We start from the raw sequence: 14,743 nt of genomic DNA, 5'->3' as shown, positions 1-14,743 counted from the left end.
CAATACAGTTCAGTTAAGCATTTATTCTTTCTTGTCTTGCAGAGTAGGGAATAAGTTTTCTGACTAGCAGCGATCGCCAAACATCTCGCAGATATGCAATGCTCTCTTCTGAAATTAAATTGCTGTATTTATTGCAGATATCTAATACAGTGGAGAGCGATCGCTCTTTTGTAGATTGTGAATCTCTTCTAGAGATGACAGCGGTTTTTGAGTAATTGAACTACACCACTCCCTACTCCCTGTCTCAGTTGTAGTCTAAAATCATTTTCTTGTCATCAACCCTCTAGATTGCTCCACTAGGCGAATAAACTCACCCCGATAGCCCTCCTGATCTTCCCCCTTCCCTTGGCTTGCCAATTTCATCACCAAATCATAACTAGCATCTCCTTTATACTCAGAGTCACGCAACACCATCCCAAAGGTCGCTACCGCAGCAGCAAATCTCAGGTTTGTGGAGGGTATCTGGTCGGTTCTCAAATCATCATCTTGGATGGTTTGGGTAATTAGTTGACTGGTGCTGTCCTGGGGTGACTTATAGCGCAGTTTCACCTGCATCAACTCATTACCAGCAGCCTCCGAGGCAGTTTCACCAGAACGCTGATACCGCAAAGGGTCTATCTCTGGGAGTTTCACATCGCTTTTTGTACCAGTGGGAATTATTTCATAAAGCGCTGTCACAGAATGACCAGCCCCAATATCCCCTGCATCTTTCTTGTCGTCATTAAAATCCTGGTTTTGCAGCAGACGGTTTTCGTAACCAATCAAGCGATATGCCTGAACTTTCGCCGGATTAAACTCCACCTGAATTTTCACATCCTTGGCAATAGTAAACAGAGTTCCCCTGAGATCGTTAACTAAAACCTTTTTGGCTTCTAATAGGGTATCAATATAAGCATAATTGCCGTTACCCTTATCAGCCAGTTGCTCCATTTTTCCATCCTTATAATTGCCGGTGCCAAATCCCAACACCGTCAGGAAAATTCCCTGCTCTCGCTTTTGTTCAATTAACCGTGTCAGGTCGCCATCACTGGAAACCCCAACGTTAAAATCTCCATCGGTAGCTAAAATGACTCTGTTATTACCAGATTTGAGGAAGCTTTCTTTGGCTATCTTGTAAGCTAATTCAATACCCTGACCGCCAGCAGTGGAGCCTCCAGCCTTTAAGCGGTCAATCGCCGCCAAAATTGTTGATTTTTGACTACCAGGAGTAGCAGGTAACACCAATCCAGCATTCCCCGCATAGACTACCAAACTTACCCGGTCTTCAGGACGCAGTTGATTGACCAACAATTTGAGTGACTGTTGCACCAAAGGTAATTTATTCGGGTCATCCATAGAACCGGAGACATCAATCAGAAATACTAAGTTGCTGGGTGGTAAAGTTTTGCTTTCTAGGCGTTTACCTTGCAAACCTACCTGTACCAGCTTGTGTCGAGGATTCCAGGGAGCAGCAGCAACTTCAGTGGTGACGGAAAAAGGGCGATCGCCTTTTGGTTGGGGATAATTGTAGGTAAAATAATTGATTAATTCCTCAATTCGCACTGCATCTTTGGGTGGTAATTCCCCTTGAGTAATAAACCGTCGCACGTTGCTGTAAGATGCTGTATCTACATCAATGGAAAAGGTGGAAAGGGGATCGTTACCGACGCGATGAAAGGGATTATCTTCAATCCGGTTGTAGTTTTCTGTATTGAATCCGCTACCTGTTTGTGGTTCCGGGGCAACCCTGCCAATACTGCCACTTTGGAGTTTAGGCATATTCGCACGGTTAGCAACTTGATCCTGCACAGATGAGCCAGACGGAATACTAAGGGGTGGAGCTGTGGGTACGGCTTGAGTCTTTCGGGTAGACTCAGTTTGAATACGTTCTCTGGTAGGCTGATTCGGAGTGATGGGACTACGAGCTTCCAATTCCTCTATCGGACTTTTTAGGGTTGCTAACTCCGGTGAAAATTCTGACTGCAAGCGTTGCAGAATTTTCATATCTGCTGGGGTAACGATCTTGGGATCATTCGCTATTAACTCATTGCTACGATTCACACAGGCATTCAAGACTGTGGCAAACTCAGTCCGGGTTACAGGAATAGTGCCAAAATTTTGGACGGGAACGACACAACTATACTGTTTTACCAATGCCTGGAGTGCTTGGTAGTCAGGGTGATTGGGTAGAATGGAAGTTTTTGAGGTAGAACTGGTAGGAGTCTGATTGGCTGGAACTGCGATCGTAGCAGACTGGCGTAAAATCGCAATTCCTACTGACGGTATCAATAAAAACAATATTACAAAACTGACTCGCTGCCACATTTTGGACGGAATCGGGTAAGACATGGCTAAATCCTCACACTAAATTTTTTCTATCACATTTGACTATTTACTTAGAATAGTCTTGAGCAGCTTGGGATTTGATGACCGTTTCAGTTTTGGTAACTGTAATTTATACAACACTAATCATTCCCATCTAGGATTAGGGAATATCACAGTGTTTGTTGGTATCGGCTCAATAATCTGAGTTAAGTAAATTACTCAGTTGCTTCACTCCAGATACTCATTAGACCTGCCTTAAAAATAAGGCAGGAGGCAGAAGGCAGGAAGCAGGAGGAAAAGACATTTTCATTGTTCCTTGTGAGCGCAGCTCATGGAGTCTCTTGCATAAATCAAAAATAAGAAAGAACCCCACCCCGCCAAAGCTACGCTTTGTCTCCCCTCCCCGTAAACGGGGAGGGGTTGGGGGTGGGGTTTAGGGACTTTTGCAAGAGGTCTATTTGTGACAAAGTTGGCGTGAAGTTTGATGAAGTTGTATTAAAGTTAGGAAACATCAAAAATCGGGAAACCTGGAAATAAAGTTTTACCCAATAAATAAAAACTAATGGATAAACAGCAAATTATAAAACTGCTAATTGGCGATTTGACTTGGCAACGGCTGGTCAAATCTTTAATCTTTATCTATCTATTTTTTGCCGCATTTGTATATTTTCGGGCAGATAGCATGATTTTTCTGTCTCAATCTTCTAGCTATCAGGATGATCCAACAATTCTGAAGTTAAGGAGTGGGAAAGATACAAATATCTCAGCTACATACTTATTGAACACTCAAGCGAAATATACTATTCTTTATTCTCATGGTAATTCTGAAGATTTAGGAGATATCAAACAGATTTTAGAAAAATTACACGCATGGGGTTTTAGTGTCTTTGCTTTTGATTATCGTGGTTATGGTACGAGTCAAGGAAAACCGACAGAAAGTCATGCATACGAAGATATCAATAGCGCTTACAATTATTTGACCCAAAGTTTAAAAATTCCACCTGAAAAAATTATAGTTTTGGGGCGTTCGGTTGGAGGTGGTTCGGCGGTAAATTTAGCAATGCAGAAACCAATAGCTGGTTTAATTATTGAAAGCTCGTTTATTTCCGCTTTTCAAGTAATAGTACCTTTTCGGATTTTGCCTTTTGATAAATTTCCCAATCTTGACAAGATAAAAAAAGTTAAATGTCCGATATTGGTGATTCATGGAAAAGCAGATAACATAGTTCCTTTCGCTCATGGAGAAAAGCTGTTTAAGGCTGCCATATCCCCAAAACTTTCTTTGTGGGTTGAAGAGGCAAACCATAACGATTTATTCTCGATAGCTGAAGAAAAATATCGTCAAACTTTGCAGGAGTTCACTAACCTTGTCAAGGCAAATCAGCAATTATCCCGTCCCAGTAATTCGTAATTGCTCTTTGTGAAGTCGTCATGAAACCTAAATAAATTCGGATGAAGTTCTGATGTGTGACAAAAGTAACATATCCTAGCATCAGAGATTTCTGGCAGAAATCTGTAAAATCAAAGATTCTACAAAGGCGATCGCATGAACAACGGTGTAATAATGCAGTATTACCATTGGTACATCTCCAATGATGGTACGTTATGGGACAAGCTGGATAAAACAGCCAATGAGCTAGCTAATGCGGGCTTCACTGCCTTATGGCTGCCGCCAGCTTATAAGGGTAGTGGTGGAGCATCGGATGTTGGATACGCAGTCTACGATTTGTTTGATTTGGGTGAGTTCAATCAAAAAAATACTGTTCGGACAAAATATGGAACACGCGAGCAATACTTAAGGGCTATTAAAACGGCACAGGATACAGGTATTCAAATCTATGCCGATGTGGTTTTCAACCACAAAGATGGTGGGGATGAAATAGAACGCATCTCGGCCCAGGAAATGGATTGGAATGACCGCAACCGTCCAGTCAGCGATTGGTACGAAATTGCAGCTTATACAAAGTTCAATTTTTCTGGTCGTGGAGATAAATACTCCAGTATGAAATGGTATTGGTGGTGCTTTGATTCATTATCATATAACGCAGATACCAAAAAGGCAGACAAGCTCTACCGTCTTAAAGATAAACATTTTGAGACGGAAGTTAGCTACGAACATGGCAACTACGATTATTTAATGGCGAATGACCTGGATACAGGTAATGGCTTCGTGCGCGGTGAGTTGATGTATTGGGGGCGTTGGTTTATTGACACCACAGGTGTAGATGGCTTTCGTATTGACGCTGTTAAACATATCCGCTCTACTTTTTTCCGTGATTGGTTAAATCACCTGCGAGTTCATTTTGGTGGGCGGGAACTGTTTAGCGTTGGGGAGTACTGGTCTCAAGATATCAATGCCTTACACGGTTATATTGCCTCTAGTGATGGGCGTTTGTCGTTATTTGATGTGCCTCTACATTTCAAGTTTCACCAAGCTAGTCGCCAGGGTAATAGTTTCGATATGCGATCGATTTTTGATAGAACCCTAGTTAAAGAACAACCTGCCCTAGCTGTTACCTTTGTCGAAAACCATGATACCCAACCTTGTCAATCTTTAGAGTCGCCTGTTGAACCTTGGTTTAAGCCCTTAGCCTATGCACTAATCTTATTGCGCCGAGAAGGCTATCCTTGCGTTTTCTATGCAGATTATTACGGGGCACAATATAAGGATAAAGGACGTGATACTACCCTTTACTCTCACCGTTTCTTGATTGACAAGTTCTTGAAGGCGCGTAGAGAATACGGTTTTGGCGACCAGCATGATTACTTTGACCATCCCAATACTATCGGTTGGACGCGCTTGGGTAATAGTAATCATCCAGGTGCAATGGCTGTAGTGTTGACCAATAGTTCACCAGGGAACAAGTGGATGAACATGTTCCGACCCAATCAGAAATTTTACGATGCTACAGGACATATAAACGATATCATTCACACCAATAACGACGGATGGGGAAATTTCCCATGTCCTGGTGGTTCAATATCGGTCTGGCTGCAAAAATAGTTTGAATAGAAAACTAAGGTTAAAGAGGTAGATAGTAAGGAGTTTTTTCCTCTATCTACCTCTTTGACAATAGTATTTGACGTAGAAGGCAGCAAAATTTTCAACAGGATTACGGAATGGCGATGACATCGCTTGAAGTCATAATCATCAAAACACAAACTGACTGCGATCACTGAACTTTTTGCTTGACTAATTCCAAGCAAAAAATCTTAAAACAGCCAAATAATTAAAGCTATTAAGGAGATAGATTAAGATGAGCGAGAATAATAACCCACAACCCAAAACAAAAAAACAACCTCCTAATACAATAGGAAAACCACCTAAGACTGAGTTTGTTAACTCCGAACAACAGCCCACAAGATCAGAATTATCAGATAAATAATTACTTTTGAATTTATATTAGAAAATAAAGCCTCAAACCTTGATTGGGTGATAGTTTGAGTTTTCTGCTTGGATTATTGTTTGATGAGAGTGATGGAAGAGCGTTATATCATGTCTGTATAATTAGTTATGATTTGCTTTCCACAGTCATTGCACCCCACCCCCAGCCCCTCCCCGCCTGTGGGGAGGGGAGACAAAGCATAGCTTTGGCGGGGTGGGGTTCTTCAGGTTTAATAAGTAATCTAGCGGAAATGATATTACTTATTGATTCATTTATTCGATAAGGGCAAGCAAATGGTAAAACAAGTTCTGCCTGACTGCGACTCAAATGAAAGCGTACCGTGATGGCGATTTTCTACAATCCGGCGAACGGTTTCTAAACCAAGTCCTGAACCATGCCCTACTGATTTGGTGGTGAAGAAAGGTTCAAAAATGCGGGTTTTAATTTCAGGTGGAATTCCACTGCCAGAATCTATGATGTCTATATGAGCATAGCGATCGCAATGATGTGTTGTAATTTCTAGCAGTCCTTTACCATCCATTGCATCAATGGCGTTGTCAATTAAGTTTGTCCACACCTGATTTAGTTCACTGCCATAGGCAAAGATTTTTGGAAGACTTCGATCGTAATTGCGTTGCACCTGGACACCGCACTTGAGTTTATGAGCAAACAATCGCAAGGTATCTTCCAAGCCTTGATGTATATCTACTTCTTGCTGAGTGCCTTGATCGAGATAAGAATAAGACTTCATCGCTTGCACAAGTTCGGAAATCCTCTCAGATCCTCGCAAACCATGTTTAATCATCGACATGACTTCAAAGGAAAGTGCTAGCCAGTGTAATCCCATTTCTCGCAATTCTGTGTCGTCGTTGCGCCAACGTTCCATGAGTTGCTCTAGGGTTTCAACCTCAACACCACCTTCTGCTAAAGGTTCTGCTAATTTCCATGCTTGGTTTACACCATAATCTTCTAACCATTCCAGCAATATGTCTTCGCGATCGCTTAGTGTCACCGGATCTAGGCGATTATTCAAAATCGCTTCATAGCCTAGATCGCGTACTCTCAACCAGTGTTGAGTATGGGCTTCGTCAACATTGCGTTGCCCATAAACTAAGTTCATCCGTTGTAACTCTAGGATGGCGGCTGGCATTTCTTTTAAAGTCCGAACCAGGGCTGCGGCTGGGTTGTTGAGTTCATGAGCAAGACCCGCGGCAAGTGTCCCTAAAGCTGCCATCTTTTCCCGCCCACGAATGAAAGACTCTAGCCCCCGGACACGACTTTGCATAATTCGGAAGACCATCCGCTCAAAATCACGACATTCATGCAGCAGTTTACGGAAATCTTCTCCTTTCATTTCATAGATGTGGCAATTCGTGAATGCCCGCATTGTCACAGGTGCAGGTTCATCTGTGAGTACTGGAATTTCACCAAAAAAGGATGGGGCTTCATGCTGCCCGATGGGAATTTCCACTCCTTCACTGCGGCGGGTGATGTTGATTTTACCTTTGACTAAGATAAATAAGCGACATACAGGATCTCCCTCATGGGACAACACTTCTCCAGCAGAAAGTTCAACTGTTTGAGCGCGATCGCAAACCCACTGCAACCTCTCTTTAGGAAGTTGTTGAAATGGGTCTAAGTTGATTAATTCCTCAACACATAACATCGATTAACCTCCTTGAGGGGGCACACTTCTCTACGAGAGGCTGCGCCAACGGCTACGCTCAGTGACCGAGGAGCAGGGGGGCAGGGGAGCAAGGATAAGAAAGTAGGGTTATATAGGTGTGTTTTTCTATGGAGAATTTTGGCTTAAATAGTTGAAGAAGGCTTTGTCTCAGTTTATCAGAATGCGCAAAAAACCCGATCCTTATATACGGTCTGACTTTTCACGGTATCTGGAAAACCTCTCTCTAAATCTCTTTCCTAAAAGGAGAGAGACTTTGAATTTTCCCCCTTCCCGATGCAGGAAGGCAGGGTGGATTAATTGTCGAGAGAGAAAATATAACATAGAAGGATGATTCCTTAAGAAAAACACGGTTCTCCCAGAGGAAAGTTAGGAATGAATTTAATCGAAGCAATCCAAGGGGTTCCCGATTATCGACATGCTAGAGGTATTAGACATAGACTTTGGATAATACTAACTATAGTTTTGTTAGGTAGTTGTACAGGATATTGGGGGTATAAACCTTTAGCTGAGTTCACAAAAAATCATCGATTATCTCTAATCAAATTATTAGATTTATCTCCAGATATTCAATTTCCGTCAGCATCAACATTCAGAAATATTATGATGTCAATTGATTTTCAGATATTAGCTGAACTGTTTAACGTCTGGGCAGAAAAGAGTTTGCCAATTAATTTCAAAGAATTATTTGCCATCGATGGGAAATGTATTAAAAGTACTGTAACCGGGGGAAATCAATCCTATCAAAACTTTGTGAGTATCGTTTCAGTTTTCAGTTTATAGTCATCAGCAAGGATGGGTAATCAGACATCAAGCTATGGAAAATAACAAAAACAGTGAGATTAGTGTGGTAGAAGAGCTAATTAAAAAGCTTTATGGGCATCATATCGTGATTACAGCCGATGCACTACATTGCCAAAAAAACTGTTGAGCTGATTATCGAGGGAGAAAATGACTACATTATTACTATTAAAAGAAACCAGCCAAATCTCCTGAAAGTAGCTACTGAGCTAGCTGAATCCTCAATCGCTATCGATACCAATTACCATGATGAAAATTTACATGGACGAAAGACTACTCGTCAAGTCAAAGTCTATCCAATTCCATTTGAGTCACTACCTGATTGGGTTGGCGCTAAAAGTTTAATTGAGGTTAACAGATATGGAACTCGACCTCAAGGATAGAATTGTCGTCGCCAGATTGTTGACTATCATGAACAACACTTTTATTTAAGTAGCTGAAATTATTCAGCTTCAGAATTCGCGGAGATTATTCGTGGTCATTGGTCAATTGAAAATCAACTTCATTGGGTCAAGGATGTAACTTTAAATGAAGATAACTGTATTCATACTGGCGGTTTTTCACCAGCTAATTGGGCGATGGTCAGACAGTTTTTAGTTTCCCTGGCTCGTCAGTTAAATTGTCGGACTCTTCCCGAAGCGTTAAGGCTGATGGCTAACCAACTTCAAATGATTTTTGATGCGCTATTTGACCACTCCGACTCCTTTTGCCCAATGCCTGTGAGTCCAATGGTCGAGTGAGAAAACTTTTTCTCTCCCGACAATTAATCCACCCTGCTTTTTAAGGGGGGTTGGGGGGATCTAAGACTTTGAAAACACGCCCTAGGTTTTTAGTGGACTTTCGCACATAACGTGAAAAGTCAGATATACAGTGGGGATGGATGGCGGCCCGATTGCTCAAGATTTATTAAACCCAGCAGAACGACGATAAAGTAACCAGATAAACAGGGGTGAACCCAGCAAGGCTGTGACGGAACCTACTGGTAGTTCTACTGCTCCTAGTCTAGAGAGTAAATCTGCAAATGTGAGTAACCATGCACCTGCAAGGGCGGAAAGTGGTAAAACAAAGCGATGATCTGTACCAACAATCAGGCGGACACCGTGAGGGACAACAAGACCAACAAATCCAACTAAGCCACTGATGCTGACTGCACCTGCGGCTAATAGAGTGGCGACACCACCAATTAATAGGCGCGATCGCGTTAACGAAAGCCCTAAACTCATAGCCAAATCATCTCCCAAAGCCAGTATGTTTAGCGATCGCGCCAGCAAGCATCCCCCGATCAATGCAACGATGATGTAAGGCCCAGTCGTAGCAATTTCTTGCCAACCCCGTCCATTAAGACTACCAACCAGAAAACTGAGCGCAATTTGAATTTGCCCATCTTCAGCTAAAAGCAGCAATGTACTTTGTACAGCACCAAATAAAGAACTCACCGCCACTCCCCCTAAAATCAACCGCTCAACGGAAATTCCCGACCCTGAACGACCGAGTAAAATAACGATCGCGGCAGTTAAAATTGCTCCTATCCATGCTGCTAAAGGAATTGCGATCGGGAATATATGGCACACAATCATCAAAATTACAAGTAGTCCTGCACCTGCTGAAATGCCCAAAATAAATGGATCGGCAAGACTATTACGTAACATTCCTTGCAGCAACGCCCCTGACATTCCCAAAGCTGCGCCGACAACGATCGCAGCCGTAATGCGTGGGAGACGTAAATCCCAGAGAATTGTCTGTTTAACGGGATCGCCTTTGTGGAGTATGGCTTGCCAAAATTCCGACATACTTAAAGGTACTGCTCCTTGAGAAAGCGACAGTGCTAGCGTTACCACCAGTGCTGTACCAAAAAGTAAAACAGCCCAAAATACGCGGTGTTCAGTAAAAATTTTCTGAAATGGTCTAGTCAAATTTTGCGATCCTTTCTCCAAAACAGTTCCGTCTGACGTTAAAAACACTCCGAGCATTTCTGAAGTGACATTACCCTAAAACTAAATTAAAAATGAGAAAATTTTGATAAAGAAATTTTGACTTTTTTACTGTGGGTCAATAATTGAACCCATAAATAAAACCCTTCCTGTCTGATTATCCCTAATGGCACAGAAAAAGGGACGGTCAACAATCATTTGGAATGGTGGGTTTATATTAATAATAGAAGATGATAATGTTATACCAACAGAAGTAACAGCAGCCGCTTCCGTGCCTTCTTCGTTCACTTCTACAAAAGTTTTATGCTTAACTTCGCTAATCTTAAGATTTTTACCCATGCCGGAAAAATTGGCTTTGTTGCTGAAAGCCTCCTCCATACCTAAACTTTTCAAGGAATCATTGAGTGTAATATCGTAATCTGTTTTGAAGCGGGGTAGGCGAATAAACCCTTTTTGTTTGCTGAACTGAGTTATCCATCTTTCCCAGTTTTCAACATTCAAGTTTTGATAGAAGGCTTTGAGATTAGAGTTCTGTTTCGGGAGGAAAATATAAAAACTGAATTTACCATCTTTGCCGTAAGGTAAACTAACTGCTTGAAATTGTTTGTTTTCATAGTATCTATAGTCACCGTTTTGTGACATCATCGGGTGTTGTTTTGGTCTGCCAGATGTCCTGTAAAAAGGGTATTGAGCAGTTTGATTTTTATCAAATTCTTGGCTCCATTTCCCTTTAAAATATATGGCATTAATCAGAAACAACACCTGATCTGGCTCGATTTTTTCAATGATCTTATTGATTTTACCATTAGTATTATCTTTGACCCAGTTATTGATAATACTAGATGCTGTGGGATCTTTAAAATTTAAATTGCTGACCTTAGCTTTATAGAAATACTGTACTCTTTGGAGAAAGTCTGGCTGAAAGCTAAAATTTTTATTTGCCCAAAGTGAGTTAGCAATATTCAGTTGCACTTTCGGATCGGAATTGTCTAAAAGCTGCTTTAATGTCGCCGCGTAAGAAGAGTTGATTTCTGATAGATTCAACCCCTGTAATTCCAGGGTTTTTGCGATCGCTAGTTGAGTTGTGCCGCTTGCGCCATTGTAGGTCATAGCTAGAGCGATCGCAACGCTCGAAGGTGAGATAAAAACATTCTTCTCACCTTTATCACCTTTTTGAACTTCTGAAAATAGTTTGAAGCCAAACTTATTGCTAGACGCAACGATTTTTGTATCAGTTTTGGCTGCCTTGTTGTGTAATAGAGTTTCTGGCTGAGGTAAGCTAGATTTGGCAAGGGCACTTTTATTACTATCGATTTGAGAATACCCTAATACACTAAATAGAACAACACTTGCAGTTGCCAGAGCATAACGTCTGCCGAGACTAACACCGTGAAGTCTTTGCATAAAATTTTCTCTTAAACTACTAAATTTATGCTTATTTATTTTACCACCTTACTTGTCAAAGATTCCCGTTCTGCGCTCAGAGTTGACGCAGATACTATGTCAATTATTAACCCTTTTATATTAATCTTGTGAAAGAATAATCTAGAATGCTTATGGAATAAGGATATTATAAAAAAACCTGATTTCAGTCGTTCTGTTAGAAAATAAACGCTCAAATTACTGTTGTATCTATAGTTAAAAAATTGGCTCTTATTTTTATTTTTCGAGAGTGCTTAAACAGGGTTAACTATTGCATTTGTTTTAATAAGTAGAACGATGTGGAAAAACCAAACTATGTTAAGAACAATTAAATAGACTTAAACCCTCTTCCCTCCTGCCTTCTGCCTCCTGCCTCATCCCTGGAGTTTAGACTAAGCCATGCAAAATGACCCAGCAGGGCTGAGTTAATCAGAGACTTAGTGAAATTATCAATAATCTTGAGTATTAAACTGCAATTGATGGTTCTTTGCGTGGTCGTGTTACAGTTTTTTTAACAATCGGACATCGGTTTTTACGGTGACGCTTTTTTCCTGGTTGCCAACCAGGGGACTTTCCACGAGGTTTGGGTGCAGAGGTGGGAGTACCAATGGCCGCGAAAACTCCACCCATAGCTTGAGCAACTCTTCCAGGGGTCAAATTACCCTGAGACTTCTGCCAAGGTAAAGGATTGTCAGTTACAATATCACGGGCTAACCACAATTCCCAAGTCATCAGAGGCATGAGGTCACTCCATCTTTCACAATGCTATTGGAGTACTGAACTGTGGCACTGTCCAATGTAGACGTTGCTTTAAAAAGCGATACCAATGGTCAATGGTAAAGCGACGCAAGTAGAGACACCAAACTTCCTCTAATGGTGGGATTTCTTCTCCTACCCAAGCTAACCACAAAGGTTTGGATACTCGTTCATTGCCTTGTGCGTCGAGACGTTCAACCCGCAGGAGTAACATTGGGCGTGTAGCAGCCTGACGGAAGTGTAAATCTTTCCACAAGCTAACACGCACACGCCCTAATTTTGGGTCATTCATTTCCAACACAGATGTGGCTTCACTCCATGTTATTGGTTCATTGAGCTTAAATTTATCACCATGCTTCTTGGGACGGCCAATCCCTGGATAAGCTCCTGGTTCACCCCATAAACACAAATTTGAGCGCAACCGAACGAGAATATCTGCGGGAATACTGGCAGTTTTTAAGACAAAAGGGGCGCATCCATATTCACTATCCCAAACTGAAATCGGTCTAACAGGTAAATATTTACACACCTGTTTAAGTTGCCAAACCGCTTTCCCTATTGGACTTTCCCCACTTGTGATCCGCTCATGTCTCAAAGGTAATGCCCAACTGCCTGATTTTTCAGGTATCCAGGCAATTGTGCTATATCCTTGACCAATGGTAATCGGTTTATTTCCAGCTATGGATGTGCCACTATGTTCATAAGTTCTCTCTTGTAACGTTACTGCATCTGGGCGTGACCAGTTTGTATGGTCTCCTGCTAACAATGGTCGTCCCTCTGCTGGGATCTGTTTGATGTATAGCTGCATCAATTTTTGTCTTTGTGGTCTGCTATCTTGTAAGGCTTCATAGATGCTTGGCCACTTGCGTCTAAATACTGGTGATAAGGATAAATCTGCTAAGGAATAAACATTGCGAGTCAGCAATATGGCATCTGTTAATTCAAACGTCGCATCTTTAGCTCTACCTAAATATTTGTAAGCTACTTGACGAAACTCTTCAAGTCTGGCATTTTTCATGTTGGCAGGTGAGTAATGGTAGTTCTTTTCTCACTTTCTGCCAAAAGGGGGGCTGTATTCAATTAGACACCCCTTTTTTCTTGCTCATTATCTGATAATGATAATCGAATAAGGGGGTGGGAGAGAAACGAGCGATGCTCGTTTCTCTCCCACCATTTTCATGATTATCATTATTGTATTATTTTCTCGGCAAGCATACTACACAAAAATTGTTCAAGGTCGCGGATGCTTTGAGGCTGACAAGATAATATTTTTAACCTCTAATTCCTTTTGATTTGCGTTCTCTCATATCGCTTTTAGTCTAAACTCCAGTCATCCCAACAATAAATATTCACACCGACCTACTTAAATCAAATGGAACTGTTACAAAAACTGTAACAGTCAGTTATTAGACAAAATATCAAACTTTTGTAGGGACATATGGCTGTGCATTGGTGTCAACTTAAGCCCAAACCCTTTAAAACCTCCTTTACAGCCAGAGAGGCTGGAAATACTTTTCATTGGGCTGCTAGCCACTCAGAGACTTTTGACAAGACAATCTCTAAAAGCTAGTTATAGACTGGCTTAACCTTAAGTTGACACGCATGATTAGACCTGTGCCCTACGTTAGTTCCAGTCCACCTTGATAGCCAGTAACAATGCGGCCACCATCCTTGAGGATGTGGATTTCTATCTGGTCGCTAGCCCAAGTAATCTGGTCTTGGAAAGCCGGGTTTAACACCCGAACCCGTTGATTGCTAGAAGAGACTGGAGAATTGGGAGAATTAATTGCCAGAGATTGTACAAAAGGCCCGTCAATCAAAATATCGAGTTGTTCTAACAATGCTTGGGAACCTGGCGGTGCAGATTGGGACTGTAGCTGTTTAAGAGTGAACCCACTAAAAGACATTACATTTAAACCAGCAGCTTTTACCTTCCGGGCTAAAGACGCTAGTGCCGTTGCTTGCCAAAAGGGTTCTCCACCAGAGAATGTTACACCTGTGTTGCGGGGATTGCTGAGAATATTTTCGGCAAGGGCATCAACAGCAATCAATTGGTTAGGTTCAAAAGACCAGGAGTTAGTATTAAAGCAGCCAGGACACTCACGCAGACAACCTTGTACCCAGACGACTGCACGACAACCAGGGCCATTAACTTCTGATTGATCGACGTAACCCATAATATTGAGATAGCCTGGGGGAATTTCTGTGAGTGCTAGCGATGGGTCAGTTGGCTTAATTTCCATCTCTTTAACTCCTTTTAGCCATTAACTATTAAATATAGCGAATCTCCACTTATATAATCGTGACAATAGTTATATAACTAGGGATTTAATTGTTGAAGAAGAATTCAGAAGTCAGAATTCAGGAGCCAGAATGAATCTTGTAGGATTTTTGTTAAATTTATTACATAATTGCTACAAAAATAATGATGAAAATTTTCTCATCAAAGTTTCATAAAA

10 protein-coding genes and 1 pseudogene are annotated in these 14,743 nt (G+C 41.5%); 5 read left to right on the top strand and 6 right to left on the bottom strand.

From position 1 onward, the window contains the following. Positions 1–261: 261 nt before the first annotated feature. Positions 262–2,328: a VWA domain-containing protein gene (locus tag QUD05_RS19250; RefSeq protein WP_289797475.1), complete on the bottom strand. Its 2,067-nt coding sequence runs from the start codon at positions 2,326–2,328 to the stop codon at positions 262–264. A 538-nt stretch (positions 2,329–2,866) separates the two neighbouring features. Here QUD05_RS19250 and QUD05_RS19245 point away from each other — a divergent pair. Both QUD05_RS19245 and QUD05_RS19240 read left to right on the top strand, forming a co-directional pair. Continuing rightward, the gene (locus tag QUD05_RS19245; RefSeq protein WP_289797474.1) at positions 2,867–3,715 is read left to right on the top strand and encodes an alpha/beta hydrolase; all 849 of its coding nucleotides are present in this window, start codon (positions 2,867–2,869) and stop codon (positions 3,713–3,715) included. Between the two features lie 135 nt (positions 3,716–3,850). Beyond that, entirely contained in the window at positions 3,851–5,308 is a 1,458-nt protein-coding gene (locus tag QUD05_RS19240) for an alpha-amylase (RefSeq protein ID WP_289797473.1), read from the top strand. A gap of 650 nt (positions 5,309–5,958) precedes the next feature. Here QUD05_RS19240 and QUD05_RS19235 read toward each other — a convergent pair. After that, entirely contained in the window at positions 5,959–7,356 is a 1,398-nt protein-coding gene (locus QUD05_RS19235; RefSeq protein WP_289797472.1) for an ATP-binding protein, read from the bottom strand. 393 nt (positions 7,357–7,749) lie between these two features. On the opposite strand from QUD05_RS19235, the gene QUD05_RS19230 reads away from it, so the two are divergent. The 3 genes from QUD05_RS19230 to QUD05_RS19220 all read left to right on the top strand — a co-directional run bounded on the left by QUD05_RS19230 (position 7,750) and on the right by QUD05_RS19220 (position 8,915). Beyond that, positions 7,750–8,157: a transposase family protein gene (locus QUD05_RS19230; protein ID WP_289795575.1), complete on the top strand. Its 408-nt coding sequence runs from the start codon at positions 7,750–7,752 to the stop codon at positions 8,155–8,157. 119 nt (positions 8,158–8,276) lie between these two features. Then, positions 8,277–8,558, top strand: a complete 282-nt coding sequence (locus tag QUD05_RS19225; RefSeq protein ID WP_289795576.1) for a hypothetical protein — start codon at positions 8,277–8,279, stop codon at positions 8,556–8,558. A 195-nt stretch (positions 8,559–8,753) separates the two neighbouring features. Then, entirely contained in the window at positions 8,754–8,915 is a 162-nt protein-coding gene (locus QUD05_RS19220) for a hypothetical protein (RefSeq protein ID WP_289794484.1), read from the top strand. 156 nt (positions 8,916–9,071) lie between these two features. Here the strand turns inward: QUD05_RS19220 and QUD05_RS19215 are convergent, their stop codons facing one another. The 4 genes and pseudogenes from QUD05_RS19215 to QUD05_RS19195 all read right to left on the bottom strand — a co-directional run bounded on the left by QUD05_RS19215 (position 9,072) and on the right by QUD05_RS19195 (position 14,527). Next, positions 9,072–10,088: a FecCD family ABC transporter permease gene (locus QUD05_RS19215; RefSeq protein ID WP_289797471.1), complete on the bottom strand. Its 1,017-nt coding sequence runs from the start codon at positions 10,086–10,088 to the stop codon at positions 9,072–9,074. A 126-nt stretch (positions 10,089–10,214) separates the two neighbouring features. Then, positions 10,215–11,510: a serpin family protein gene (locus QUD05_RS19210; protein WP_289797470.1), complete on the bottom strand. Its 1,296-nt coding sequence runs from the start codon at positions 11,508–11,510 to the stop codon at positions 10,215–10,217. Positions 11,511–11,993: 483 nt separating this feature from the next. Further along, positions 11,994–13,302 (bottom strand): annotated as a pseudogene (locus tag QUD05_RS19200) (NF041680 family putative transposase). 601 nt (positions 13,303–13,903) lie between these two features. After that, entirely contained in the window at positions 13,904–14,527 is a 624-nt protein-coding gene (locus QUD05_RS19195) for a 4Fe-4S single cluster domain-containing protein (RefSeq protein WP_289797469.1), read from the bottom strand. Positions 14,528–14,743 lie beyond the last annotated feature (216 nt).

This window comes from Nostoc sp. GT001, assembly GCF_030382115.1.
Classification (GTDB): Bacteria; Cyanobacteriota; Cyanobacteriia; order Cyanobacteriales; family Nostocaceae; genus Nostoc.
The sequence above is the reverse complement of the archived record's forward strand: the minus strand, read 5'-3'. Positions and strand labels throughout refer to the sequence as shown.

Bases quoted from the DNA above. Each gene is read 5' to 3' on its own strand.
- QUD05_RS19220 (WP_289794484.1), top strand. From the start codon at position 8,754: ATGGTCAGACAGTTTTTAGTTTCCCTGGCTCGTCAGTTAAATTGTCGG.
- QUD05_RS19250 (WP_289797475.1), bottom strand. From the start codon at position 2,328: ATGTCTTACCCGATTCCGTCCAAAATGTGGCAGCGAGTCAGTTTTGTA.
- QUD05_RS19230 (WP_289795575.1), top strand. From the start codon at position 7,750: ATGAATTTAATCGAAGCAATCCAAGGGGTTCCCGATTATCGACATGCT.
- QUD05_RS19240 (WP_289797473.1), top strand. From the start codon at position 3,851: ATGAACAACGGTGTAATAATGCAGTATTACCATTGGTACATCTCCAAT.
- QUD05_RS19210 (WP_289797470.1), bottom strand. From the start codon at position 11,510: ATGCAAAGACTTCACGGTGTTAGTCTCGGCAGACGTTATGCTCTGGCA.
- QUD05_RS19235 (WP_289797472.1), bottom strand. From the start codon at position 7,356: ATGTTATGTGTTGAGGAATTAATCAACTTAGACCCATTTCAACAACTT.
- QUD05_RS19225 (WP_289795576.1), top strand. From the start codon at position 8,277: ATGCACTACATTGCCAAAAAAACTGTTGAGCTGATTATCGAGGGAGAA.
- QUD05_RS19195 (WP_289797469.1), bottom strand. From the start codon at position 14,527: ATGGAAATTAAGCCAACTGACCCATCGCTAGCACTCACAGAAATTCCC.
- QUD05_RS19245 (WP_289797474.1), top strand. From the start codon at position 2,867: ATGGATAAACAGCAAATTATAAAACTGCTAATTGGCGATTTGACTTGG.